This window comes from Stenotrophomonas sp. STEN029, assembly GCF_056760015.1.
In genome coordinates, this window is sequence record NZ_JBRREC010000004.1 from 50,504 (window position 1) to 75,720 (window position 25,217).

The 25,217-nt window shown below is 63.8% G+C and carries 22 protein-coding genes and 1 tRNA gene; 15 read left to right on the forward strand and 8 right to left on the reverse strand.

What is annotated here, in order from left to right:
- Window positions 1-60 precede the first annotated feature (60 nt).
- From ACVOLI_RS01715 to ACVOLI_RS01765, 11 genes are all read left to right on the forward strand, one after another.
- Window positions 61-4,179, forward strand: a complete 4,119-nt coding sequence (locus tag ACVOLI_RS01715) for an ESPR-type extended signal peptide-containing protein (protein WP_481533274.1) — start codon at window positions 61-63, stop codon at window positions 4,177-4,179.
- 54 nt (window positions 4,180-4,233) lie between these two features.
- A complete protein-coding gene (locus ACVOLI_RS01720) occupies window positions 4,234-5,010 on the forward strand; it encodes an OmpA family protein (protein WP_481533275.1) in 777 nt (258 codons plus the stop codon).
- 109 nt (window positions 5,011-5,119) lie between these two features.
- A complete protein-coding gene (locus ACVOLI_RS01725; RefSeq protein ID WP_481533276.1) occupies window positions 5,120-5,725 on the forward strand; it encodes a DUF998 domain-containing protein in 606 nt (201 codons plus the stop codon).
- 201 nt (window positions 5,726-5,926) lie between these two features.
- Window positions 5,927-8,569 (forward strand): leucine--tRNA ligase, encoded by a 2,643-nt coding sequence (leuS, locus tag ACVOLI_RS01730; protein ID WP_481533277.1) that lies wholly within the window; start codon window positions 5,927-5,929, stop codon window positions 8,567-8,569.
- A 91-nt stretch (window positions 8,570-8,660) separates the two neighbouring features.
- Entirely contained in the window at window positions 8,661-9,236 is a 576-nt protein-coding gene (locus ACVOLI_RS01735; protein WP_481533278.1) for an LPS-assembly lipoprotein LptE, read from the forward strand.
- A 43-nt stretch (window positions 9,237-9,279) separates the two neighbouring features.
- Window positions 9,280-10,323, forward strand: coding sequence for a DNA polymerase III subunit delta (gene holA / locus ACVOLI_RS01740; RefSeq protein ID WP_481533279.1), 1,044 nt, complete (start codon window positions 9,280-9,282; stop codon window positions 10,321-10,323).
- Window positions 10,324-11,034 (forward strand): nicotinate-nucleotide adenylyltransferase, encoded by a 711-nt coding sequence (gene nadD / locus ACVOLI_RS01745; RefSeq protein ID WP_481533280.1) that lies wholly within the window; start codon window positions 10,324-10,326, stop codon window positions 11,032-11,034. It begins immediately after the preceding gene.
- 60 nt (window positions 11,035-11,094) lie between these two features.
- Window positions 11,095-11,514 carry a ribosome silencing factor gene (gene rsfS / locus ACVOLI_RS01750; RefSeq protein WP_282269796.1) on the forward strand — a complete coding sequence of 140 codons (420 nt, stop codon included), beginning with the start codon at window positions 11,095-11,097 and terminating at the stop codon, window positions 11,512-11,514.
- Between the two features lie 81 nt (window positions 11,515-11,595).
- The gene (gene rlmH / locus ACVOLI_RS01755) at window positions 11,596-12,066 is read left to right on the forward strand and encodes a 23S rRNA (pseudouridine(1915)-N(3))-methyltransferase RlmH (RefSeq protein WP_282269795.1); all 471 of its coding nucleotides are present in this window, start codon (window positions 11,596-11,598) and stop codon (window positions 12,064-12,066) included.
- Between the two features lie 24 nt (window positions 12,067-12,090).
- Window positions 12,091-12,167, forward strand: a tRNA-Asn gene (locus ACVOLI_RS01760).
- Between the two features lie 155 nt (window positions 12,168-12,322).
- Entirely contained in the window at window positions 12,323-14,068 is a 1,746-nt protein-coding gene (locus ACVOLI_RS01765; RefSeq protein WP_481533281.1) for a thiol-disulfide oxidoreductase DCC family protein, read from the forward strand.
- Here ACVOLI_RS01765 and ACVOLI_RS01770 read toward each other — a convergent pair whose 3' ends face one another.
- The 7 genes from ACVOLI_RS01770 to ACVOLI_RS01800 form a co-directional block, all read right to left on the reverse strand.
- Window positions 14,069-14,860, reverse strand: coding sequence for a DNA adenine methylase (locus ACVOLI_RS01770; protein ID WP_481533282.1), 792 nt, complete (start codon window positions 14,858-14,860; stop codon window positions 14,069-14,071).
- 133 nt (window positions 14,861-14,993) lie between these two features.
- The gene (locus tag ACVOLI_RS01775; protein WP_481533283.1) at window positions 14,994-15,230 is read right to left on the reverse strand and encodes a DUF2188 domain-containing protein; all 237 of its coding nucleotides are present in this window, start codon (window positions 15,228-15,230) and stop codon (window positions 14,994-14,996) included.
- A 23-nt stretch (window positions 15,231-15,253) separates the two neighbouring features.
- Window positions 15,254-16,285 (reverse strand): vWA domain-containing protein, encoded by a 1,032-nt coding sequence (locus ACVOLI_RS01780; RefSeq protein ID WP_481533284.1) that lies wholly within the window; start codon window positions 16,283-16,285, stop codon window positions 15,254-15,256.
- On the reverse strand, window positions 16,275-16,499 hold the full coding sequence (locus ACVOLI_RS01785) for a hypothetical protein (protein WP_481533285.1): 225 nt from the start codon (window positions 16,497-16,499) through the stop codon (window positions 16,275-16,277). The genes ACVOLI_RS01780 and ACVOLI_RS01785 overlap by 11 nt, the downstream gene beginning before the upstream one ends.
- Complete coding sequence (locus ACVOLI_RS01790; protein ID WP_481533286.1) at window positions 16,496-16,840, reverse strand: hypothetical protein; 345 nt, start codon at window positions 16,838-16,840, stop codon at window positions 16,496-16,498. The genes ACVOLI_RS01785 and ACVOLI_RS01790 overlap by 4 nt, the downstream gene beginning before the upstream one ends.
- Window positions 16,840-17,676, reverse strand: a complete 837-nt coding sequence (locus tag ACVOLI_RS01795) for a phage BR0599 family protein (protein ID WP_481533287.1) — start codon at window positions 17,674-17,676, stop codon at window positions 16,840-16,842. Before ACVOLI_RS01795 ends, ACVOLI_RS01790 begins: the two co-directional genes overlap by 1 nt.
- Window positions 17,666-19,468 (reverse strand): PLxRFG domain-containing protein, encoded by a 1,803-nt coding sequence (locus ACVOLI_RS01800; protein ID WP_481533288.1) that lies wholly within the window; start codon window positions 19,466-19,468, stop codon window positions 17,666-17,668. The genes ACVOLI_RS01795 and ACVOLI_RS01800 overlap by 11 nt, the downstream gene beginning before the upstream one ends.
- Between ACVOLI_RS01800 and ACVOLI_RS01805 the strand changes: the two genes are divergently transcribed.
- Entirely contained in the window at window positions 19,467-19,907 is a 441-nt protein-coding gene (locus tag ACVOLI_RS01805; RefSeq protein WP_481533289.1) for a PLxRFG domain-containing protein, read from the forward strand. The genes ACVOLI_RS01800 and ACVOLI_RS01805 overlap by 2 nt on opposite strands.
- Window positions 19,908-20,012: 105 nt before the next feature.
- On the forward strand, window positions 20,013-20,354 hold the full coding sequence (locus tag ACVOLI_RS01810) for a hypothetical protein (RefSeq protein WP_481533290.1): 342 nt from the start codon (window positions 20,013-20,015) through the stop codon (window positions 20,352-20,354).
- Window positions 20,355-20,393: 39 nt separating this feature from the next.
- On the opposite strand, the gene ACVOLI_RS01815 is transcribed toward ACVOLI_RS01810, so the two are convergent.
- On the reverse strand, window positions 20,394-21,029 hold the full coding sequence (locus ACVOLI_RS01815) for a hypothetical protein (protein ID WP_481533291.1): 636 nt from the start codon (window positions 21,027-21,029) through the stop codon (window positions 20,394-20,396).
- A gap of 626 nt (window positions 21,030-21,655) precedes the next feature.
- Between ACVOLI_RS01815 and ACVOLI_RS01820 the strand changes: the two genes are divergently transcribed.
- Together ACVOLI_RS01820 and thrS are read left to right on the forward strand one after the other, a co-directional pair.
- Complete coding sequence (locus tag ACVOLI_RS01820) at window positions 21,656-22,804, forward strand: agmatine deiminase family protein (RefSeq protein ID WP_481533292.1); 1,149 nt, start codon at window positions 21,656-21,658, stop codon at window positions 22,802-22,804.
- 496 nt (window positions 22,805-23,300) lie between these two features.
- Window positions 23,301-25,205, forward strand: coding sequence for a threonine--tRNA ligase (gene thrS, locus ACVOLI_RS01825; RefSeq protein WP_481533293.1), 1,905 nt, complete (start codon window positions 23,301-23,303; stop codon window positions 25,203-25,205).
- Window positions 25,206-25,217: the final 12 nt, after the last annotated feature.

Sequence of the window (25,217 nt, forward strand, 5' to 3'; positions counted from 1 at the left end):
GTACTGGCCTCACGAACGAAGACCTGTCCGCTCCGGGATGGGTCGAACCGGAGGCTCCACATGAACCGCATTTATCGTCTGGTCTGGAACCGCGCACTCAACGCCTTCGTCGTAGGTTCCGAGCTGGCCAGCGCACAGGGGAAACGTTCTGGTCCGGCAAAGTTGGCGCCGTCGGTGTCGTGGAGCCTGGCGGGTCTGGGCAGCGCCATCGCGCTGGCCATGGCCGGGCCCGCATCCGCGACCGACGCCAAGCTTGCCGACCTGCAGGATCTGGTCGCCAAGTACAGCAACACCGACGCACAGCAGATTGTCGCCACCACCTTGCCGACAGCTGGTGCCGGTGCTGCGCTAAATACGTCGGTGACGTTGCCGGCGTTGCTGCAGGTGGACGTATCGGCGGCAGCCGCGATCAAGCCGCATGCTGCCACTGTGCCAGCCGCGGTACGCGCACGGGTGGGTGTGCGCGCCTCGCTGCCGAAGTTGCATCCACATGGTGGGGCTGGTTCACCTGCTGCAGCGCTGGCCGTCGTAACGGATGCCGCACTCGCAGTGAAGCCGTTGGCGGCTTCGGCCAATGCTGCGGTTACTGCGACGGTTGGCCCGCTGACCGGAACCGGTGCGGGACAGCAAGGCATCGCCGCGGTGCTGCTGCCTGGCAAGGAGGAGGGCGGAAGCCCGTTGCATGGAACATTGCTTTCAACGGCTGGCGCGGTCAAGGAGCTCACCGGCGAAGTGCTGACCGGTGAGCCGGTGGCAGCGGTGGAAACGCTGACCTCCCATGTGGGGACGACGTTGACGCCGCTTGGCCAGCATCTGGGCAGCGGCGTTGAAGGTTTGGTCGGTGGGCTGCTGCCGGGCCAGCAGGGTGGAAGCCCGTTGCAGGGCACGCTGGCTGCAACGGTGGGCGCGGTCAAGGAAGTCACTGGCGAGGTGCTGGCAGGCCAGCCGGTCGCAGCGGTAGAAGCGCTGACCTCCCATGTGGGGACGACGTTGACGCCGATTGGCCAGCATCTGGGCAGTGGCGTTGAAGGTTTGGTCGGTGGGCTGCTGCCGGGCCAGCAGGGTGGAAGCCCGTTGCAGGGCACGCTGGCTGCAACGGTGGGCGCGGTCAAGGAAGTCACTGGCGAGGTGCTGGCAGGCCAGCCGGTGGCAGCTGTGGAAACGCTCACCTCACACGTCGGTACCACGGTGACCTCGGTTACCGGCCAACTTGGCAGTGGCGTTGCGGGTGTGGGTGAGCGGTTGCTGCCAGGCGCAGAGCAAGGTGGCAATCCGGTGCTTGGCGCCGTGACCGGCGCGGTGGGCGCCGTCGAGGACCTGACCGGCGGGCTGATCGAAGGAGCGGGTCTGGGCGGTGTTGTGAATGGCGTGGTCGGCGGCACTGCGCCGGTGCTGGACGGCGTAGGCGATCTTCTTGGCGCGGTGGTGGGCGGCGTGACCGGCTCGAACACGCTGGGCACGGGTGTCACCAATACGGTTGGCACGCTGACCGGCGGGCTGCAGGAAACGACCGGCGCGCTGGCCAACGGCGATGTGACTGGCACGGTGCAGAATCTGTTGGAAACGGTCGACAACGCCGCCTCCACGCTGCTGGGTGCGACCGGCAATACGCTGGGCGGCATCACCGGCTCCGGATCGGGTGTGAGTGGTGTGACCGGCGCTCTGAGTGGCGTGATCGGTGGTCTGACCGGCGGTTTGTCGAACGTTGTTGGCGGCCTCACCGGCAATCCGGTGGTGCCCGCTGCACCGCCGGCACCCAGCTCGGGCCCATCAGGCCTGATCGTCGGCAATGGTGGTCTGGTCGGCTCGGTGAACCAGTTGGTGGATTCGCCGCTTACCTCCATCCTCGGCGGCAATGGCTATATCAACAGCGGTAGCCTGAAGGTCAACAGCACCAACGTGATGCAGACCTATTCCGAGGTCTCGGTGCTGGGTTTGCCGGTGGTCAACCTGAGCCCGGTAGGCAGTCTGCTGGACGGGCTGGGTGGTTTGAGCACCGGCGGCAACTCGCATTTGACCCTGATCGGCGGGGTTACCTCCGATAGCTACATCACCAACATCAACAATGGTGACCCGGGTGGACTGCTTGGCCTGGTGTTGCCGGACGGCGCTCCGGGCTGGGCTTCCGACTGCCTCAATGTGCTCGGCGCGGTGACGGCCAAGTGCTGGGCGGTGCCTGCAGCGCAGGACTACCAGGTGCTGATCGGTGACGGCGCGTTTGCAAACGGCTCCAAGGAAGTGGTGATCGGCAGCAACGCCGAGCATCGCCTGGCAACGCAGACGGCGGACCAGGTGTTCATCGATGCCGCAGGTGGCAAGACCGGGGTGCCGACGGCTGACTACGATGCACGGCTGGGTCACTCGGTGGTGGTGGGCGACAGCGCCAAGGGCACCGCCAACGCGCAGACCCTGCTCGGTGCCGGTGCAACCTCGGACAAGGCCAACAGTGTGGCGCTGGGCTTCAAGTCCAATGCTGCCCGCGGTGGCCAGGACAATTACACCGCGTTCGGTTTGACCGCTACCCAGACCTCCATCGGCGAAGTGGCGGTGGGTTCGGCGGGGCGTGAGCGCCAGATCACCCATGTCGCCGCCGGCAGCCAGGACACCGATGCGGTGAACGTCAAGCAGCTGCGCGGCGCACTGGACCAGATTGACGACCTGGGCTTGGCCGCCGTGGTCTATGACGAAGACGCCAATGGTGTCGTCAACTACGGCAAGGTGACGCTGGGCAGCGGTCAGGCCGTCAGTGGCACGGTGCTGGCGAATCTTGCGGCCGGCTCGGTTGCCGCGGGCAGCATGGAGGCGGTCAACGGAGGGCAGCTGTTCGGGCTGGGCGGCTCGATGGCGACCTATCTGGGCGGCGGTGCGACGTTCAACGGTGGCGTGCTTGGCGCGCCGAGCTACCAGATCAACAGCATCGGTGTGCTGGGTGCGGTTTCACTGCAGTCATACGCAAACATCGGCAGCGCGTTCACCTCCATCAGTGACTCGTTGGCAAACCTGACCAACCTGTTGCCGGGCAATGTCCCGGGCAGCAGCGATCCATTGGCGGTGAAGTACATCGCCGACGGTGCCGGTAATCCGACCAACGCAGTACGTTTGACCGGCAATGGCAGTGGTGCGGCGGTGGCCCTGGGCAACGTGGCTGCGGGCAATGTTGCCACGGGCAGCCTGGATGCGATCAACGGTGGGCAACTGGCCACAACCAACCAGGCACTTGCGTCTGCCATCGGTGGCACGCTGCAGTACAACAGCACTACCGGGCAATGGAGCGCAGCCAGCTTCAACGTTACTTCGATCAACAGTAGCGGTGTTGGTACCCAGCAGACGCTGGGCAATGTCACCGACGCCTTGGCGGCGTTGGATGGCTCCATCGTCAACGTCAACAACCGCATCGACAACATCCAGAACGGTGGTGCCGGCAACCAGTACTTCGCCGTCAACTCAACCAAGGCCGCTGCTTCGGCCACCGGCCAGGACAGTGTGGCTGCCGGCCCGCAAGCCAAGGCCAGTGGCAACCAGGCGGTTGCCATCGGCAACGGTGCCGACGCGTCCGCTGCCGGCAGCGTGGCGTTGGGCGCAGGCTCGGTGGCCTCCCGTGCCAATACCGTGTCGGTCGGTGCCGCCGGCGCCGAGCGTCAGATCACCAACGTAGGTGATGGCACCGAGGCCACCGACGCGGTGAATGTGCGCCAGCTTCAGGCTTCGCAGCAGGGCACCGTGCGCTATGACCAGAACACCGACGGCAGCACCAATTACGGCAGCGTGACGATGGGGCGCCCGGGCACCAGTACCGTCATCCACAACGTGGGTACCGGCGTGGCGCCTACCGATGCCGTCAATGTCGCGCAACTCAACAAGGGCATGGGGGAGGTCATGGACTGGTCGAAGAACTATACCGATCAACGTTTCAATGACGTAAGCCGCGACATGAAGCGCATCGATGACCGTGCTTCTGCAGGCGTCGCTTCGGCGATGGCGATGGCGGGTCTGCCGCAACCCACCGAGGCAGGAAAGCGCATGGCGTCGATGGCGGCCAGTACGTTCCATGGTGAATCGAGCATGGCGGTGGGCGTGTCCGGGGTCACCGATGGCGGCCGCTGGATCTACAAGCTCAGTGGCTCGGCCAATACCCGTGGTGATGGCGGGGTGACCGTGGGTGCTGGTTTCCAGTGGTAAGCGGTGCAATGGGGACCTGCAGGAATACAACCCTGGCTACGCATCGAGGACGCTATGAACAGGAAATGGACTGTACTTGCCTTGCTGGCAACGCTGACCGCCTGTGGCAAGGGCAACGTGCGAGAGGAGTTCCCGGACCCGGCTCGCGCCTATCCCGCAGGCGGCACTTACGTGAACCTGGACAACCTGCGCCAGTACGCGCCAGGCATGAACAAATCCCAGATCCAGGAGTTGCTGGGCACGCCACAGTTCAATGAGGGCTTGTGGGGTGTACGCAACTGGAACTACGTATTCAACTTCCGCCGTTCGGTGGGAGCCGAGCCGATCCAGTGCCAGTTCCAGGTCAACTTCGATTCCAAGGGGGTAGCCAGCGGTCAACGCTGGAAGCCGGACAGTTGCGCCGCCCTGCTGGAACCGGCTCCTGCCCCGGTTGCGCCGGCACCGCCTCCGCCACCACAGGTGGTGGCGCCGCTGCGGTTATCGGCCGATGCCCTGTTCGCCTTTGACAGCGCCAACCTGTCAGCGGCGGGGCGGGCGAAACTGGATGAATTCGTGCAGGACCTCCGTGCCAGCAACGCGGCGCAGACGCTGAACATCATCGGCTACACCGATCGCATCGGTAGTGATGCCTACAACATGGATCTGTCGCGGCGGCGCGCGCAGAGCGTGCGCAACTACCTGGTGCAGCGAGGCATCCCTGCTGCTGCGATCCATGCCGAGGGGCGCGGCAACAGTGCGCCGCTGGTGCAATGCGATGAGGCTGCTGGTGCCGCACTGTTGGATTGCCTGGCGCCGAACCGCCGGGTCGAAATAGTGGTCGCCGGTGCCTGAGCCGAGGTTGCCGGGGTTGGCGACCGATGTCATTACCGGTCGCAGCCCTCACAATAGCGGCCGGTAGTCGTGGCAGCTGTGCCCCGGCCAGAGCGGGACAAGGTGTGCTGTGTTGAAGCGGAACAATGCAATGGTCTGGGCAGGTCCACTGGCGGCAGTGGTTTTCGTGGCGGCAGTCGTGGGTTTCGGCATGCAGCTGCACGGTTATGACCAGATGCGCCACCCGGTGTCGCTGCTCGGCGCGCGAGGCATCCCCGGCGGTACTGCCTTCAGCCTGCTGGGCTTCGTGGTACCGGGTCTGCTGGCTGCGGTGGCGGCACTGGACCTGATCCTGCGCATGCCGGCCGCTGCGCCGCGTCCGCTGCGGGTTGGTGGACAGATGCTGTTGCTGGCCGCCATCGCCTTTGCCGCGATGGGCCTGTTTCCCCTCGACGTGGATGACATCGAGAACCGCGCCAGCCAGTTCCACGCCAGCGCCTGGTTGCTGTGGTTGCTGGCGTTCACTGCCGCCGCCATCGCCCTGCGGTTTGGGGCGGGCAAGGCCAAAGGCTGGCGGTCCTTGTCGACGCTGACTCTGGCCTGTGTGCTTTGGGTCGTCTGCAGTGCCTTCCTGTTCGAGATCGCCATGCCGGTGGCAATGGCGCAGCGCCTGGCGTTCCTGGGCTGGCTGGTATGGCTGGTGGGCGCGGCCCGGCTGGCACCGGCGCGCAGCTGAGCGGCGCGGCACAATCACCGCGCTGGCGGGGCAGGCACGCGCAGTCAACGCGCCCGGCGCTGGCTTTGGAAATTGGCGGTTTTTTAAAAGCCCTATATTTCAATGACCTGCATGCCTTGCTGGATGCTGGCCTGTGGCCCGATTGGAGTGCAATGATGCACTGCGGTACCCTTTGCCGCTTTGCCGTTGCCCAGCGTTGACATGTCCAGCGTCGAACCGAATATCTACGATCCCCAGCAGGTTGAAGCCGCCGCCCAGAAGTTCTGGGAGGCCGAGAAAGCATTCGAGGTGAACGAAACCTCGGACAAGCCCAAGTACTACTGCTTGTCGATGCTTCCGTACCCGTCCGGTGCGCTGCACATGGGCCACGTGCGCAACTACACCATTGGCGACGTCATCAGCCGCTACAAGCGCATGACCGGCCATAACGTGCTGCAGCCGATGGGCTGGGATGCTTTCGGTCTTCCGGCCGAAAACGCCGCGATCAAGAACAAGACCGCGCCGGCCAAGTGGACCTACGCCAACATCGGCCACATGCGCAGCCAGCTCAAGTCGCTGGGCTATGCGATCGACTGGTCGCGTGAGTTCGCGACCTGCACGCCGGACTATTACGTCCACGAGCAGCGCATGTTCACCCGCCTGATGCGCAAGGGCCTGGCCTACCGCCGCAACTCGGTGGTGAACTGGGACCCGGTCGACAACACCGTGCTGGCCAATGAGCAGGTCATCGATGGCCGCGGCTGGCGTTCCGGCGCACTGGTCGAGAAGCGCGAGATCCCGCAGTGGTTCCTGCGCATCACCGATTACGCCCAGGAACTGCTGGACGGCCTGGATGAATTGCCGGGCTGGCCGGAATCGGTCAAGACCATGCAGCGCAACTGGATCGGCCGTTCCGAAGGCCTGGAAATCCAGTTCGACGTGCGTGACGTGGATGGCGCCGCGCTGGATCCGCTGCGTGTGTTCACCACCCGCCCGGACACGGTGATGGGCGTGAGCTTCGTCTCCATTGCCGGCGAACACCCGCTGGCCGTGCATGCCGCAAAGAACAACCCGCAGCTGGCCGCCATGCTGGCCGAGCTGAAACAGGGCGGTGTCTCCGAGGCTGAGCTGGAAACCCAGGAAAAGCGCGGCATGGACACCGGCCTGAAGGCCATCCATCCGGTCAGCGGCGAGCAGGTGCCGATCTGGGTCGCCAATTTCGTGCTGATGGGCTACGGCACCGGCGCAGTGATGGCCGTTCCGGGCCACGACCAGCGTGATTTCGAGTTCGCCACCAAGTACAGCCTGCCCAAGCTGCAGGTCATCGCGCTGAAGTCGCCCAAGAACGACGACGAACGCAGCTACGATGCCAACCGTTGGCAGGACTGGTACGGCGACAAGACCCGCGAAACCGAGCTGGTCAATTCCGCCGAATTTGACGGCCTGGATTTCCAGGGCGCCTTCGAGGCACTGGCCGAGCGTTTCGAGCGCAAGGCCCAGGGCCAGCGCCGGGTCAACTACCGCCTGCGCGACTGGGGCGTGAGCCGCCAGCGCTATTGGGGCTGCCCGATCCCGGTGATCTACTGCGACAAGTGTGGCGCGGTGCCGGTGCCGGAAGACCAGCTGCCGGTGATCCTGCCGGAAGACGTGACGCTCAACGGTACGGGTTCGCCGATCAAGGCCGACCTGGAATGGCGCAAGACCACCTGCCCGGACTGCGGCGGCGCGGCCGAGCGCGAAACCGATACCTTCGACACCTTCATGGAGTCGAGCTGGTACTACGCCCGCTACACCTCGCCGGGTGCACGTGAGGCAGTGGACAAGCGCGGCAACTATTGGCTGCCGGTCGACCAGTACATCGGCGGCATCGAGCACGCCATCCTGCACCTGATGTACTTCCGTTTCTTCCACAAGCTGATGCGCGATGCGCGCATGGTGGACAGCAACGAGCCAGCGCAGAACCTGCTGTGCCAAGGCATGGTCATCGCCGAGACCTTCTACCGCCAGAACAGCGACGGTTCCAAGGATTGGTTCAACCCGGCCGACGTGGACACGGTGCGCGACGAGCGCGGCCGTATCACCGGCGCGACCCTGCGTGAAGACGGCCAGCCGGTGGTGATCGGCGGCGTCGAGAAGATGTCCAAGTCCAAGAACAACGGCGTCGACCCGCAGACCATGGTGGCCAAGTACGGCGCTGACACCGTGCGCCTGTTCTCGATGTTCGCTGCGCCGCCGGAACAGTCGCTGGAATGGAACGAGGCCGGCGTCGACGGCATGGCGCGCTTCCTGCGCCGGCTGTGGGCAATGGTGCACAAGCACGCCGCCGACGGCGCTGCGCCGGCCCTGGACGCTGCTGCGCTGACTGCCGAGCAGAAGGCGATCCGCCGCAAGACCCACGAAACCATCAGCAAGGTCAGTGACGACTACGGTCGCCGCCACGCTTTCAATACCGCCATCGCCGCGGTGATGGAGCTGCTCAACACCCTGGCCAAGTTCGACGATGCCAGCGAACAGGGCCGTGCGGTGCGTCAGGAAGCACTGCAGGCGGCCGTGCTGCTGCTGAACCCGATCACCCCGCATGCCTGTCATGCGATGTGGCAGCTGTTGGGCCACGCGCAGACCCTGCTCGAGGACCAGCCGTTCCCGCAGGTGGACACGGCTGCACTGGTCAAGGATTCGTTGACCCTGGCGGTGCAGGTCAACGGCAAGCTGCGTGGCACCATCGACGTGGCCGCCGATACCTCGCGCGAGCAGATCGAAACCCTGGCCAAGGACGAGCCGAACACAGCCAAGTTCCTGGCCGGGCTGACAATCCGCAAGGTCATCATCGTGCCGGGCAAGATCGTCAATATCGTTGCGGCATAAGCCGCAACCGGTATCTCAAGTCCAGTTCACGCGGCATCAGGCAGGCTTGCTGCCTGTTGCCGCTCCCGGCCGGCTCCTCCAGACTGTGTGCATGACTCGATACCTGACTGCCCTGATTCTCGCTGCCACCCTCACCGGGTGCGGCTTCCATCTGCGTAACAAGCTCGCGCTGCCTGCCGATATGCCGGCGGTGCAGGTGGATTCAGCGGTGCGTTACAGCGAACTGGTCAAGATCCTCAACCGCGGCCTGCGCTCTTCCGGCGCCACCGTGGTGGAAGACGGCGACACGCCTGCCGTGGCTGGCAAGACGCCAGGCGTTGCCCGTCTCTTGATCCGCTCCGAGCGCTGGGGTGACCTGCCCATCGCCATCGACGGTCAAGGCCGTGCCCAGGAATACAGCCTGCGCTACGCGGTGGTGTTCTCGTTCCTGCGTCCGGACGGCAGCGTGATCGTGCCGGAACAGGCGGTGGAGCTGTCACGCGACTACGTGTCACCGCCGCAGGACGCCACCGGTACCACCACCGAACGCGAAATCCTTGCCGATGAGCTGCGTCGCGAAATGTCGGCCTCGATCCTGCGTCGTATCGACAGCGTGGTCCGCGCCGATGTGGAAAAAGCCCTGCAGGCCCCCAAGCCTGCGGAGGACGCAGCGGGCGGGGCGCACTGAGTTGACGCGTTCTGGCTTTACGCAGGCGCATAGGGGCTGAGCAATGGAGCTGCGACCGGAACAACTGGCCAGCCAGATCGCCTCCCAAGCCTTGGCGCCGGTGTACCTGATCGCCGGCCCCGAGCTGTTGCGGGTAATCGAGGCCGCCGACGCGGTGCGCGCCAAGGCGCGCGCCGATGGTATTGGTGAGCGCGAAGTATTCGATGCCGATGGTCGCGATTTTGATTGGGGGCAGTTGGCCTCCAGTTTCAATGCGCCCAGCTTGTTCAGTGCGCGGCGCCTGGTCGAAGTGCGCCTGCCCAACGGCAAGCCGGGCAAGGAAGGTGCAGAGGTCATCAGCGACTTCTGCGCACGGCCTGCGCCGGATGTGGTGCTGTTGATCACCGCCGGTGAGTGGAGCAAGGCGCACCAAGGCAAGTGGGCCGAGGCCGTCAACAAGGTTGGTGTGCTGTCGGTGGCCTGGGCGATCAAGCCACACGAGCTGACGGATTGGATCGAGCGGCGCCTGCGCAGCAAGGGTCTGCGCGCTGATCCTGCCGCTGTGCAGCGCTTGAGCGAACGCGTTGAAGGCAATCTTCTCGCTGCCGCGCAGGAGATCGACAAGCTGGCGTTGCTGGCCGATGGTCAGCCGCTGGATGTTGCCAGGATGGAGTCGCTGGTTGCCGATGCAGCGCGCTACGACGTCTTCAGGCTGAGTGAGGCGGCGTTCTCCGGACAGGCGCAGGCTGTGCTGCGGATGGTCGCCGGCTTGCGCGCCGAGGGTGAGGCGGTGGCTGCATTGATGCCGATCCTGATCCGTGAACTGCTGATCACCGCCGGGCTGGCCCGGGTGCAGGCCAGTGGCGGCAACCTGGCTGCGGAAATGAAATCCAAGGGCATCTGGGAATCGCGCCAGGCGCCGTTCAAACGCGCCCTGCAGCGACACCCCGATCCCCGCCGCTGGGAGCGCTTTGTCGCCGAGGCCTCGCAGGTCGACCGCATGGCCAAGGGGCGCGCAGAAGGCGATCCCTGGCTTGCGCTGGAACGGCTGCTGGTTGCGCTGGCTGAAGCCCGCGCAGTGCGCCTGCTTGTCCGTGGCGTGCGCTGAATGAGTACTGCCGGGCTGTCGCCGGCAGGCGCTGCCGCAGATGGCGGCCTGTGGCTGCTTTACGGCGGCACCTTCGATCCGGTTCATAACGGCCATCTGGCCATCGCGCGCTGCGCTGCAGCCGAGCTGCAGGTGCCGGTGCACCTGATGCCGGCCGCCGATCCGCCGCACAGGGCGCCGCCTGGTGCCAATGCCGCCCAGCGTGCGCACATGCTGGCACTGGCGGTTGCCGACGAGCCCAACCTGCTGTTGGATACCCGCGAACTGCAGCGTGCCCAGCAGCAGCCCGGCGTGCCGTCATGGACCGTGGACACACTGCGCGACCTCCGCGCCCAGATTGGCCCTCAGCGGCCTTTGGCCATGCTGATGGGCGCTGACAGCCTGCTCGGCTTGCCCAGCTGGCACCAATGGGAGCATCTGCTCGATCTTGCGCATATCGTGGTGGCTGAACGCCCAGGCAGTGGCCTGGATGGCGATCTGCCAGCGGAACTTGCGCAACGGCTGAAGGGCGCCTGGGTCAGTTCGTCCGAAAGCCTGACCGCCAGTCCGGCAGGAGCCGTCTGGCGGCTGCGCCAGCCGCTGCATGCCGAGTCGGCCACCGAGGTACGGGCCGCCATTGCCAGTGGTGGGCCATGGCGGGATCTGTTGCCTTCGGCGGTGGCCGGGTACATCCTTGCGCAAGGCCTGTACGGCAGTGCCGCGCCGGTGTGAATGCCGGCAGCGGGCATGTTCTCTATAATCGTCCCCCTTAATTCATCGAGTTCTGCTGCTTTGACCACCGAAGCCCAAGTCATCAAGACCCAAATGCCCAGCCCGGCACCCTCCGTACCGGCCCTGCTGGCGTCCGTTCACTCCGCCCTTGAGGAGATCAAGGCCCGGGATGCCGTCGAGCTCGATGTGCGTGGCAAGTCCAGCGTGGCTGATTACATGGTGGTGGTCTCCGGTACCTCTACCCGTCACGTCAAGTCGATTGGCGAGGAAGTCGTGCGTTTCGCCAAGAACCTTGGTGTGATGCCGCTGGGTGTCGAGGGCGAGCGCGAAGCCGAGTGGGTGCTGGTTGATCTGGGCGATGTCATCGTCCACGTCATGTTGCCGCGCGTGCGCGAGCTGTACGCGCTGGAGCGTCTGTGGACCGTCGGCGACCAGCCGCGCTCGGCCTACGACGACGAAGACGAGCAGGATGCTGGCTGAGCCTGACGGCCACAGCTTCTGTTGCTGTGACGGCGCCGCAGGGCGCCGTCTTCGTTTGTGCAGGTTGATAGGAGGGGACGCATGAAAGCCAGATTGATCGCCACCGGTGAACGCGCGCCGTCCTGGGTGGCGCAGGGCTTTGCCGAGTACCAGAAGCGCCTGTCGCATTGGTTGCCGCTGGAGCTGGTGGAAATCGAGCCGGGCCTGCGTGGCAAGGGGCGCGATCCCAAGCGCGCGATCGAGGACGAGGGCAAGCGGGTATTGGCTGCGCTGCCCAAGAATCCTTACGTGGTGGCACTTGATGTGCCTGGCAGGCAGCTCAGTTCCGAGCAGCTGGCGCAGCGTTTGGAACACTGGCGTACGCAGGGACGCGACCTGGCGTTCCTGATTGGTGGCCCGGAAGGGCACGCAGCGGAAGTGTCCGCAGTGGCCGACGAGAAGTGGTCGATAGGTCCGCTGACCTTGCCGCATATGCTGGTTCGGCTGGTCGTGGCCGAGCAGTTGTATCGCGCAGCGGCGATGTTGGCCAATCACCCCTACCATCGCGCGTAATTAACGTATAGAATGCGCCTCCCCGCCCGAATAGCTCAGCCGGTTAGAGCACTTGACTGTTAATCAGGGGGTCGTTGGTTCGAGTCCAACTTCGGGCGCCAGTAATATCAAAGGCTTGCATCGGAAGATGCAGGCCTTTTTCATTGCGGACGTAAAATTGGACGTAAAATTACCGGCCTTACGCGCGAGCCCGACAGCCTCACCGATGGAACGATAGGCCTCTCCAGACATACACTCTGGACGTCAGGGGGAGTCAATGGCAGCCAGGATCTACTACGACGGAGAGTGCCCGTTCTGCACGCGCTATACGGCGCTGCTTCGCCTTCGAGAGTCGGTCGGCAACGTCGACCTGGTCAACGTGAGAGACGACGCTGTGGCGCGCCAGGCGCTGCAGGCGAGCGGCTACGACCTCGACCAGGGCATGGTGGTGGATCTGGATGGCCGGCTTTACGCCGGCGCCGACGCCATGCACACCCTGGCCATGCTCAGTGGCGGCAGCGGATTCCTCAATCGAATCGTCGCGAGTGTGTTCCGCTTCGCGTGGCTGGCCACGTTGCTGTACCCAGTGCTGCGGGCTGGCCGGGCGTTGACGTTGTTCGCGCTGGGACGCGAGCGGATCGCCGGCAACTCGATCGAGCATCAATCGCTATTCGCGATCTTCAGCCATGCATGGGGTCTGCTCGCCTACCTGCATCTGCTGTACTACATCTACTACGAAGGCACCACGCACGTCTTCTGGACCACGTGGGCAATCGGCGCCTTGGGTGCCTACCTCACGGTGCGGCCGCGCTCGCCTCGCACGTTCGTGCTGCTGTGCGGCTTCATGCTGTGGGACGCCTGGGCGCAAATGCCGGTGTATTCCAACCACACCATCCTTCGTAACTTCGTACTGCTGGCGATCGCGACGGCCGCGATCTACAACTGGATCCGAGGCCGCAGCTGGTCATGCTTCATGCGCAGCTTCGCGCCGATCGGACGCTGCCTGCTGGCCATCATGTACGTGTTCGGCGTCTTCCATAAGATCAACACCGACTTCCTGGATCCTACCGTCAGCTGCGCCGTCGCACTCTGGCAGACCATGCCGGAGCCGTTGCCGCAACTGGACACGCAGTGGTTCCGCTGGCTGGCCATCTACGGCACGCTCATCGGCGAATCCGCCATCTTGCTCGGGCTGCTGTTCCGGCCAACGCGCCAAGCTGCGATCATCGCCGGCATCGCGTTTCACTCGTTGCTGGCACTGAGCGGCTATGGCTTCTATCCGTCGTTCTCGACGCTCGCGGTGGCTCTGCATCTGCTTTTCCTGTCGCCCGAAGCGGCGACGCGCATCACGACCTCGGCCCAATGGGCGAACCTGCAGGGCGCGCTAGGGAGGCGCAAAGGGCAGCTGCTGGTAGTGCTCTGGTTCGCTGGAATGTGGCTGCTCACCAAGAGCGGCAATACGTCATCGCTCGGCCTGTTCTGGCTTCCGTGGGCGGCCTGGACGATCTACCTGGTCGGCAAATACGGCAAAGACCAAGACGGGGAAACAACGCTGGGCCCGGCGCTGATCTCGCGCTCCTGGATATTGAACGTCGTATCCCTGTTCTTCTTCGTCAATTGCTATGCACCCTACCTCGGGCTGAAGACAGCCCAATCGATGAACATGTTCGCAAACCTGGCGGTCGAAGGCGATTACAACAACCACCTAATCTTGCGCGGCAAGCCCGGCCCGTTTGGTTACCTCGATGACGTGGTGAAGCCAATCTCGGGCGGTTCCCAGGTGTCCACATACGCCGCCTCGCAAGGGCTGCACCTGACGTACTACGATCTGCTGAATATCCTTGAGCGCGATCGCACCGCTGTCGTCACCTACGAACGTCACGGCGTGGTCTACAAGCAGCAGTCCTACACCACGCTGAAGCCGGACATCGACCGAACACTGCATCCTCGCTGGTTCCGGAACTGGTTCCTGTTCCGTCCGATCGACATGCATTCGCCGAAGCCTTGCTCGCTTTCGCAGTGACTACAGCAGCTGCGCCTGGCTATCGTCCCAGTTCTTGATTATCAGTTCGCCGGCGGCCGCCTCGCGGCCGGTGCGGCCGACCGTGTAGTGGATCTGCAGCGGCACCATCGTGAAGCCGTCGAACACGCGGCGGATCTCCGAATGGTCGTTGATCGAGAGAACCACCTTGCCCTGGCACGACCGCATCATGCTGGCCATGCGCTCATACTCGCTGAAGGGGAACTCGACGCCGTAGCCCTCGGTCTCCCAATACGGCGGATCCAGGTAGTGCAGCGTCGCTGGCCGGTCGTAGCGCTGCAGGACCTCGTGCCACGGGCCGTGCTCGATGATGACGTTGGCCAGGCGCAGGTGGACCATGCTGAGCTCTTCCTCGATGCGCAGCAGGTTGAGCTTCGGGCCGCTGCCGCTGGCCACGTAGCCGAAGTTCTGGCCGTGGACCTTGCCACCGAAGGCGAGCTTCTGCAGGTAGTAGAATCTGGCGGCGCGCTGGATGTCAGTCAGCGTCTCCGGCCGCTCCATCTGCGCCCACTCGAACATCTCGCGCGAGACCAGGCTCCAGCGGAACATGCGGACGAACTCGTCCAGGTGATGGCGCACGCAGCGATACAGGCGCACGAGCTCGCCATTGATGTCGTTCAGCACCTCGACCGGCGCGGGGTACGGCCGCAGCAGTAGCGCGGCTGCTCCGCCGGCGAAGGCCTCGACGTAGCATTCGTGCGACGGGAAGTGGGGATAGAGGTGGCGCAGCAGCTTTCGCTTGCCGCCTGGCCAGGGGATGATCGGGTTTGGCATCGTTGCGTGTCCTGATAGGCTGGACCCGCCTCCGCGGAGGTGGCAGGGCCCTGGGCTGGGGACACGTGCGCAATCACGTGATTCTTCTGGCGGCCGCCGGCGTGTTGACGCACGTCGGTGGTCGCCCTGTCTTTCAACCTCTCGTCTGCACCGGGTCGCGACCGTAGGTGCGCTCGTCCTGGATCCGGCCGTCCTTGCCCTTGATGAACAGCTGCGCCGGCTTGCCCTGCTGCCAAGCGCGGTTCGCCGCGTCGACGGCGTAATCGATTGCCGGCTGCTTGAGCTCGAACGTGCCGCTCACGACGCTGTCGCGCGTCACGCTCCAGCCGCCCTCGACGTCGGGGAGTACTTCGAATCGGATGCGTCTCATGCTTGGCTCCTGCAGCCGTGTGTCTAAGCAACGTATGGGGTAACGCGATCTATGATCAGCGCGTTCTTCTCGCCCGAAAGCTCGTCCAATGCGATCACGTAATGCAGATCAGTCCCGTCCGAAAGGTCGATGTTCATGCCATAGCAGGCGAGCGCGGTGATGCCGTTGACAATTGCGCCCGCCTCTTCGGCGATCTGCAGCGAGGTCATCCCGGATCCGGCGTCCGCGGGCTCGCCATCGGTGACGAAGAAAGCCAGCCGCTTAGCGTCGCCAGGTGCTCCCGAGAAGAAGTCCGGCATGTCCATCACGCCGGCCGTGAAGTACGTGGTGTAAGCCGACGTGCTGCCGCTCACCCAGGTCTTGAGGTCATCGATGTCGCTGCTATCAACGCCGCGCCGCAGAATCGATGTCCGACCTGCAGGCGAAGTGCCGAAGCCGACGATCATGATGTCGGTGTTCACATTGCGCTCGGCGATCAGCGAGCCGATGAAGTCCAGCGCCGCGTTGATCGCGGACTTCATGTTCGTCAGGCGCGTCTGCCCGTTTGGGGTCATCGTGTCCATCGACCCGGACAGATCCAGCGCGAAGTAGACAGCGACCGATGAAGGCGAGACCAAGCCTATCTCCGCCACTTCCGGGTACCAGCACTCGTCGTTGTCCCAGCCTTTCAGGATCCGCCGCAGCTTGAAAGAGGCGGGTTTCGGATAGGGGTTGAAGGCGCCGTACCGGCCGCCCTGGAACACGCCGCCGGCTCGGCCGCGATAGGCGCTCTGTTCGGGTCCAAGCTGCCCCGCTAGATAGCCGCTGGGCGCTTGGCTGGGCTCTCCGAATCTGACGTCGAACGTTCCGGAGATGCCGCCTTCCGATGTCTCGCCGCCCCACAGGTTCTCGGCGTTGATGTAGATCTGACCGCTGCTGGTTAGCTCGCCGCGCCATGCCGTGCGATCACCGCCCCGGAACTCGAGGAACGCGTCGATCGGACCCTTGCACCAGCCGAAGTGCATGATCAGCTTGTACCAGTAGCCGACGGTGGTCTTCTTGCTGCTACCGCCCATGCTCTGCCTCTTCCTGTTCTTTTGCGTGCGCCACCAGGGCAAGCGCGAACCCGTCGCCGGTCGCTTCGAGCACCGCCGCGTCGATGCCGTCGCGCACGAAGCTCGTCCAGTCCAGGCCGTGCCTTGCAAACCAAGCACGGCCGCCGGCAGCACAAAAGCCCGGCTTCGGCCCGAAACCTCGAATCGTTCGCATATGCTCGATGCGCACGATCACTTCTTGCCGCCTTTCTTTCGGATAGCGTCCGTGCCGGCGGGCTTCCAACCGAGGACGATCGAATCGTCGACCCACACGGTGCCGTAGATCCGGATGATCGACTTGCCATCTTTCACGGTCGGCGCGTTGCCCTTCTGAGCCTCCTGGTTCTGCGGCTTGGGACGCATCGCGTAGGACACAAGCAGCGACAGGATGATGACCACGATCGCCCAGATCACTTGCACCCATGCGGCGTGCACTGGGCGGCCACCGACATACTTCGTGGCATAGACGCGGGCCCGCGCCTCGTAGGCGATCGCGAGAAACAACGCGCGCAGGCGCTTAGCGTGAAGGGAGCGCATCACCACACCGGGTTCCCATCGAAGAGGTTCTTCACTGGCAGGTACATCGACCCGCCGTAGTTTTCGCCGTTCTCGAAGTAGCCGTCACAATCCGCCCAGTTGTGCGCGCATCCTGGGTAGGCGGTCACCTCAAGGTCATCGGCAAGATCTGCGGCGCCGTAGTTGACGACGATCGCGGCGCCCGTGTGGGCCATGATGGTGCGGAATTCCTTGAGGCCATCGGCCCGCGTCCATTCGATGTAGCCGCCAGCCAGACGCCCGACCGGCAATGTCGCGAACTCCGGTGCGGTGAGCATCAATCCACTCACGTCGCTCAGCACGGCGGGCAGCGCATGGAGTTCCTTGTCGACGTTGCACATGCCCAGGCCTTGGCCGTACAGCGCTAGTGGGCAGCCACGCTGCCACTTCAGCTGCAGCCCGCTCCTGCGGCCAGATGTTCGCGACGGTTCGCACGTGAGTTTCAGTGTCGTGTCGGTGTAAGAAGGAGCAACGACGCGGCCGATCCACTCGGTCGCCACCTCGCTGTCGCCGTAGTGCTGCGCCATGCAGGTGACCATCACTGGATCGCTGGGCGGGTACGGCCGCCACCACGACGCGATCTCCACGTCGTCGTCGCCCAACTTCAACGGCAGCGTAATGGTCACGTTGCTCCGTTTCGCATCGACGCCTTCACGGATCGGGCCGCGAGCGATGCTGATCGGCATGAACTCTTCCGAACCAATGGTGATCACTCGGTCGGCGCTGGTGTAGTGCTTGGCTATGGGGCCGCGCTCGAACCGGAAGAGTGCGATCGGCTGGCCGAACCAGCGACTGAACTCGCGAATGCTAAACGTCATCGGTCACCGCCATGAAGCTCATGTCGCATACGCCGATGCCGTCAGCGTCTGTCTGGTGGTCGATCTCGATCTCGTCGCTGGCCTGCGTGCAGAGGCACATGAACGACACGAGCCGGATCCTTGCCGGCGTGACGCTTGCGCCCAATGCCGAGCTCAACGTCAGCGATTCATTGGCTCCGGCCTCGCTGGATCCGGTGACCCGGCGGTAGTAGACCGTGCCGTCCTTGAGTTCGATGCGGATGTCGCGCCGGCCCTGTTGCTGGCGGCCGAACAGCGTGTAGCCGCACCACTGGACGGCGACGGTCGTGCTATCGGCCGCGATGGTAGCCACTACCTTCAGGTCAGCAGACCAGCTGGGCACCCACACCGGCGACAACCGACCCGCCAGACCGTAGAGCAGCGATCGGACGACGCCATGCTCGACGCGGCCATCCATCAGCCAACGGTGCGAGGCGCTACGGAAGGCACGGCCGGCCAGGTCGAACACGGAAGGCGGTCCGCTGCCCTCGTCGACGATCTCGATCTGCCGCGCATAGCTGGACGTAGGATCTGATCCCTCGTCGGGCCGATGCTCCAGGACCGGGAACCCGAGGTATAGGGCGGCCGGAAGGATCGCGGGCCAGTCGCACGCCTCTGCGATTTCGAAGCTGACGCTGCGCTTGCCTGCGACGTCGTTCCAAGCGCGCTCTTCCGCGCCGTCGACGACTCGGGCCGTGCGGATGGGGTACAGGCGGGTGCCTGCTGGCCACGCGGCAGTGAGAGGCTGCAGCAGCGCCAGGCTATCGCTCAGAACTGCGTCGATGGTCACGACCTCAAACGCGTTCACCGAGCGCCACAGCATCGCCTGGCCGCCTTCCCGGAACTCGAATCCGGCAGTGCGGCAGGGAACGACGGTGACGTCCTCGGCGACGCCAGCAGACAAACGCTGGACGTCTGGCCAGATCGGCAACGCCCACAGCTTCGTGCCGCGATCGAACAGAAGCGCATCCGCCACACGCCGCGCTTGCTCTTCGGCGACAACGTCGAAGGTGAAGGTGCGGCGCGGGCTGATCCACCCGCCTTCCGCGAACCCACTGCCGGTGTCGAAGCTCGCTTGCGAGAGCAGCGATGCGATCTGCGCGCCCTGGGCGAGCGCACCGGCGATGAAGCCGATGTTCTGCGGGAATCCTGCCTTGCTCGCTTCGGCCACGTTCTGCGCTAGCGCGACGGCCGCCTGCGCGACGGCGAACGCCTTGCTGATCGCGAACAGGGCGCGATACGTCTTGCTCTGCTCGCCGCCGTAGGCCTTGGCGATATCCGCCAATTGGCCGAACGTCGAGGAAGCGCCCGCAAGCATCGCCTGCTGGCGGGCCGATTCAATCTGGCGCAGCGCGTTCTGGTGCTGCGTGGTGAGCGCTTGTTCCTGCGCGTTCCACTGCGCCTCGACGCCGTCCTTCAGGCCCTTGGGCAGCATGGTCTCTACACCACGCATGGTGTGGCCCTCTCCGACCTGCTGGGTGCCCACCAGGACGTTTTTGAGAACGCCACCCATCGGGCCTGCCGCCTGCTCCAGCAGGTGGTTGAACAGCCCTCGGCCCTCGAGCTCCCGATCGGCGTCGCGGATCCAAAGGGAGTCCAGTCCCACACGGCCAGCTATGTTGGCACCGGTGAGTTTGTTGACTGGCCCCCGCAGCAGAACCTCGGCGCCGCTGGGGCCCAGTGCCTCGGCGAGGAGCGCTCTGAACTCCGTCTCTGCGTCCCAAGGCTCGTCATCGTCACCGAACGCGGACTGCAGGGCGTTGAGGGTACCCATGGCCACGCCCATCATCGGCAGGCCCAGGGCGCCCGAGAACAGGGCGCTCAATACCTTGCGCGGCGATCCAGTGCTCGAGGATGTGAGTCCGTGGCAGGTGCTGCTGCAGGGCGCCGGCTTCAGCCCAGCCGAGGTGGCGGAGCGGTATGAACGCAACCGCGCGCTGAAGAACTACGAGGAGCACATCACCAAGCGACGCCAGAGCCTGATGAATGCCTACGCCATGGCCATCCGGAACGGTGATGCAGCGGATCGAGTTGCGGTCATGGAGAAGGTCCGTGCGTTCAACAAGGCGAACCCGGAGCTCGCCATCTCCTCCGACAGCATCCGGGCTTCTTTGAAGTCCCGGGCCAGGTACAGCGCGAAGGCCGAAGCGGGCATCGTCATCAACCCCAAGCTGGCGGCGCGCCTGCAAGAGAGGGTGGGGCCGGCGGAGTAGGCATGTGCGAGGAAATGCAACTTTCTTGCACCCCAAGGTGGACGGTAAAAAAAGGGGCAATTTCGGGGCGTCGGCAATCCGCCGGCGTTGTTACAGGGGTTAGTTTTGAAAAAGGAAAAGCAAAGCCAGCGTGCCCTGGTACTTTCGTTTGGCAGCGAGGTTGCACCGGGCGGTTTCCGGCCGGTGCATCCAGACCAGGACGCAGGCAGCGGCACGCCTGACGGCAGGGAGCATTGCCGCAGGGCGGCCGAGACCTCGATGGAGAAAGAACTCAGCCCCGACCACGTCGTACTGTATGCCGAGTTTCGCAAGGGCCGCGGCATGCCATCGACTGGTGTTGTGAAGCAGTTTGATCAGATCACGAAGGACATGCTGACCCAGGCTCGTTCCACGCAAGTTGTGGCGACGATGATCAGAGCGGAGCTGGGACTGCCTGAGCTCGGTTGATCTGCATCGCTCTGGCGGGTGAATGCTCGCCAGAGCCAGCTATGCATTCTGGGACAACAGCAGTGCGCGATGCTCAGCTTCTTCTTTCTTCCGCCGGGCCCTGTATTCAATCACCTTCCTCTCAAAGAGAGACGTTGGATCCCATTGGCCATCGTTCTTCCGTGGTCTAAGACGGGCATGTGAACGAAGTCTCGAAACCGCTTTTATTGCGTCAAGGCCAATAAGGGAATACTGATATTGGCTCTCTTGGTATGTCCGGATATATTCGGGGGGGTCATCCCCGTAGGTGAACACATCTGCGATCGCGTTATCCGCCGCTCTTACCTGGTTGGGTAAGTCCAATATCGGGAACATGACATCTTCGGGGATGGATAGCCATTCCACTTGGAGCTGCTCCGGCTCAAATTTTGGGCGCGAAGCCCTAGGGTGCATCTCCCCTATTTGATCGGGCTCCCCGCTGTCTTGGGCAACCTCGCTACATGCAAGGATGAACCTGTCGAGCTCGCCCCCGACAATGGCTGTCAAATAGGCGGCGGCCTTCTTGGTCCTTTGTCGATGAGACCACCACTCTCGAATAGTGGTAAGGAATGCACCCACAATGACACCGAGCAAGCCGATCAAGGCTGGAGTCATTTGTTGAAGGAGCTTCCATGCTTCTGGGCTCAGGTCGTCCATGGCCTTGATAAGTGAACTTGGGAAAGTCGTTATAGGCCGGTGGCGCGCTAGCCGCAAGGCAGCTCCTATGCCGCCTACGCTAGGTGGACATCGGGTGTCATCACTCTGGCATCGCTGCCGTGTCGCGACCACGGCAGGATGGGGTTCTCAGTGTCGCGATCTGTCGCGCACTGTCGTGCTTAGTGATTGATTTTCCTAGTGTCCCGGGACCTTGACATGGTAGGGGTCACAGGTTCGAACCCTGTACCGCCCACCACTTGAAACTACGCGGCAGCGACGGTTTCGGTGGATTCACGTGACGAGCGAATCAGGCGTTCTGGCCTCCCATTCGCATCCCGTAGACCCCGGCAGATCCGGGTATCTCTTGGTTCAGCAGAGTCCCTTGTGGTCACTCTTCCTGCGCGTCTCGCAGTGCGCTGGATTGCGTGCTGGGCGATGCCGTGTGTGAGTCCCTCGCTACGCCTGTCGCGACAGCACCTTCATCCGTTGCACGGGAGTATCTGTTCGCCTGATGCTGCGAGTTTCTCTGGTGTTGGCGGTGGCCGGGTGCTGCGTGCGCTGCTATCCGTTGGCCACGTCCCGTGGGCTGGCTGGTTGCCCTGTTGAATATTCGTTGAGGTGGCGTGATGTCCAGTCGTAGGCAGTTTCTTGCCCAGCTTTCTGTTGGTGTCGGTGCGGCGGCATCTGTGAAGATCGGCATGTCTGCGCCGCTGGTGGCAATGGCCGAGCCGCAATGGCGCGTGCCTGCGGAGGAGGCGTCGCAGGAGCGTGTATTTCTCGCCTATGCCGCATCCAGGGCGGTCTGGCGTGATTGGGCTGGCCCGGTGAACCGGACGGTTGCGCTGCTTGCCAGGACGATAGCCCGCTATCAGCCTGTCACCATTCTGTGCCGCCAGGCGCAGGAGGCTGAGGCCAGGCGTGCCTGCGGCACTGCCAACATCCGCTATATGCCGATGCCGCTCGATGACATCTGGGTGCGCGATTACGGCGGTTGTTTCGTGCTTGGGCCTGATGCGCAGCTCGCATTGGTTGATTTCAACTTCAATGGCTGGGGGCGCAAGCAGGCTTTTGCGGCCGATACCGCTGTGGCGAAGATCTTGAGTGGTGATCTGCAGGCACGCTATATACGCAGTCGCCTCATCGGCGAAGGCGGTGGTATCGAGGTGGATGGTGATGGCACGGCGATCATCACCGAGAGTTGCTGGGTCAACGACAACCGCAATCCGGGCATGAGCAGGGGGCAGGTCGAGGCTGAACTGAAGTCGGTGCTGGGCTTGCGCAAGATCATCTGGTTGCCGGGAATCAAGGGGCGCGACATCACCGATGCCCATGTTGATTTCTATGCCCGTTTTGCCTCGCCAGGTGTGGTCATTGCCAATCTCGACAACGACCCTGAGTCCTATGATTTCGCGGTTACCCGCCGTCATCTGGAGATTCTGGAGGCAGCCACCGATGCGGCCGGGCGACGATTGCAGGTGCATACGCTGTCGCCACCGCAGGCGCCGCGCGACAACGTGTACACGCGCGAAGCCGACTATGCGGCGGGTTACATCAATTTTCTGCCAATCAATGTTGCGGTCATCGCTCCCGAGTTCGGTGATGCCGAGGCAGATGCGCGCTGCAGGGATCTGCTGAAGTCGCTCTATCCGGGGCGCGAGATCGTCCAGCTCAATATCGACCCGATTGCTGCCGGTGGTGGCGGCATTCACTGCGTGAGCAAGAATCTTCCGGTTTTTGGTGGGGCACGGCGGCAGCTGGGTGTGGCTGGGCATTGAGGATCCGTGGGTGTGCGGCCGTTTCGAGGGGGCGGTTGGCTGGACCGTCGGTTACTGGCCGCAGGAGGCCATCGGGGCCTACCCGTGGTTGCCAGCTTTACGGGTTTTGCCGGGCTTTCGGGCGGTCCCGGGTTGCTTGGTCGGCGTGGCTGGGGCGCCTTCATTCTGCTGAAGTCCGGCTGCGGGGGCTGGGGTTCAGGCTTCTGGCGCTGGGGGTGGCGTGTGGCGCGGAAAGTCCCCAGAGCAGGTTTGCCCCGATTGGTTTACTATCTTCCCCAACAACCCCTTCGGCAATCGAGGTGGCCCGCGCCAAGCGCCGGCCGAGCGTGTGACATGAGCACTACCATCGCCCACTGCTGATCTCCCGCCACCGCCCTGATGCAGGCGCCGTCGTGGCGCTTTTTTATTGCCCGAAACCCCATGAAACTCCCTTGAGGCAGCGCCTGTTGGCGTTGTTTCCAACCCGCTCGGCGGGTCGTGACCTTTGGTGAATCCCATGATCAACATCACTCTCCCAGACGGCAGCGTCCGTCAGTTCGAAAACCCGGTCAGCGTCATGGACGTTGCCCAGTCCATTGGTGCGGGCCTGGCCAAGGCCACCATTGCCGGCGCCGTGGACGGCGTGCAGGTCGATGCCAGCGACGTGATCGATCACGACGCTTCGCTGCGCATCATCACCGCCAAGGACGAGGAGGGTGTGGAAATCATCCGTCACTCGTGCGCCCACCTGGTCGGTCATGCCGTGAAGCAGTTGTACCCGGAAGCCAAGATGGTGATCGGTCCGGTCATCGCTGAAGGCTTCTACTACGACATCTACAACGAGCGCCCGTTCACGCCGGAAGACATGGCGGCGATCGAGAAGCGCATGGGCGAGCTGATCGCGCAGGACTATGACGTGATCAAGAAGGTCACGCCGCGCGCGGAAGTGGTCGAAATCTTCAAGGCGCGTGGCGAGGACTACAAGCTGCGCCTGATCGAAGACATGTCCGACGACATCACCGCGATGGGCATGTACTACCACCAGGAATACGTGGACATGTGCCGCGGCCCGCACGTGCCGAACACGCGCTTCCTGAAGTCCTTCAAGCTGATGCGCATCTCCGGTGCGTACTGGCGTGGCGATGCCAAGAACGAGCAGCTGCAGCGTATCTACGGCACTGCCTGGGCCGACAAGAAGCAGCTCGAGGCCTATATCAAGCGCATCGAAGAAGCTGAAATGCGCGACCACCGCCGCATCGGCAAACAGCAGGACCTGTTCCACCTGCAGGAAGAGGCGCCGGGCCTGGTGTTCTGGCACCCGAAGGGTTGGTCGATCTGGCAGGTCGTCGAGCAGTACATGCGCAATGTCTACCGCCAGAGTGGTTACGGCGAAGTGCGTTGCCCGCAGATCCTCGACGTGAGCCTGTGGAAGAAGTCCGGTCACTGGGATAACTACCAGGACAACATGTTCTTCACCGAGTCGGAGAAGCGCACCTATGCGCTGAAGCCGATGAACTGCCCGGGCCACGTGCAGCTGTTCAACCAGGGTCTGCACAGCTATCGCGACCTGCCGATCCGCTACGGCGAGTTCGGCGCCTGCCATCGCAACGAGCCGTCCGGCGCGCTGCACGGCATCCTGCGCGTGCGTGGTTTCACCCAGGACGATGGCCACATCTTCTGCACCGAGAGCCAGGTCGAAGCCGAAGTGACGGCCTTCCACCAGCAGGCGCTGGCGGTGTACAAGGCGTTCGGTTTCGAGGAAATCCAGGTCAAGATCGCGCTGCGTCCGGAATCGCGCCTGGGCGATGACGAGACCTGGGACAAGGCCGAGGGCGCGCTGCGCACCGCGCTGTCCAGCTGTGGCGTCGAATGGCAGGAGCTGCCGGGCGAGGGCGCCTTCTACGGCCCGAAGATCGAGTATCACCTGAAGGACGCCATCGGCCGTACCTGGCAGCTGGGCACCATGCAGGTCGACTTCATGATGCCGGGTCGCCTCGGTGCTGAATACGTGGACGAGAACAGCCAGAAGCGCCATCCGGTGATGCTGCACCGTGCGATCGTGGGCTCGATGGAGCGTTTCCTGGGCATTCTGATCGAGCAGCACGCCGGTGCGTTCCCGACCTGGCTGGCGCCGGTGCAGGTGGTGGTGGCCAATATCACCGACGCCCAGGCCGATTACGTCGACGAAGTTCGCAAAAGCCTTGCAAATCAAGGCTTCCGGGTTGACGCCGATTTGCGCAACGAGAAGATCGGCTATAAGATTCGCGAGCATACGCTGCAGCGCGTACCGTACCTGCTGGTCGTGGGCGACCGCGAGAAGGAGAACGGGGCCGTGGCGGTACGCACGCGGTCAGGTGAAGACCTTGGTTCGATGTCGGTTCAGGCCTTCGTCGAGCGGCTGCAGGCAGAATTGAAGCATTGAAGTAAGTAGGGC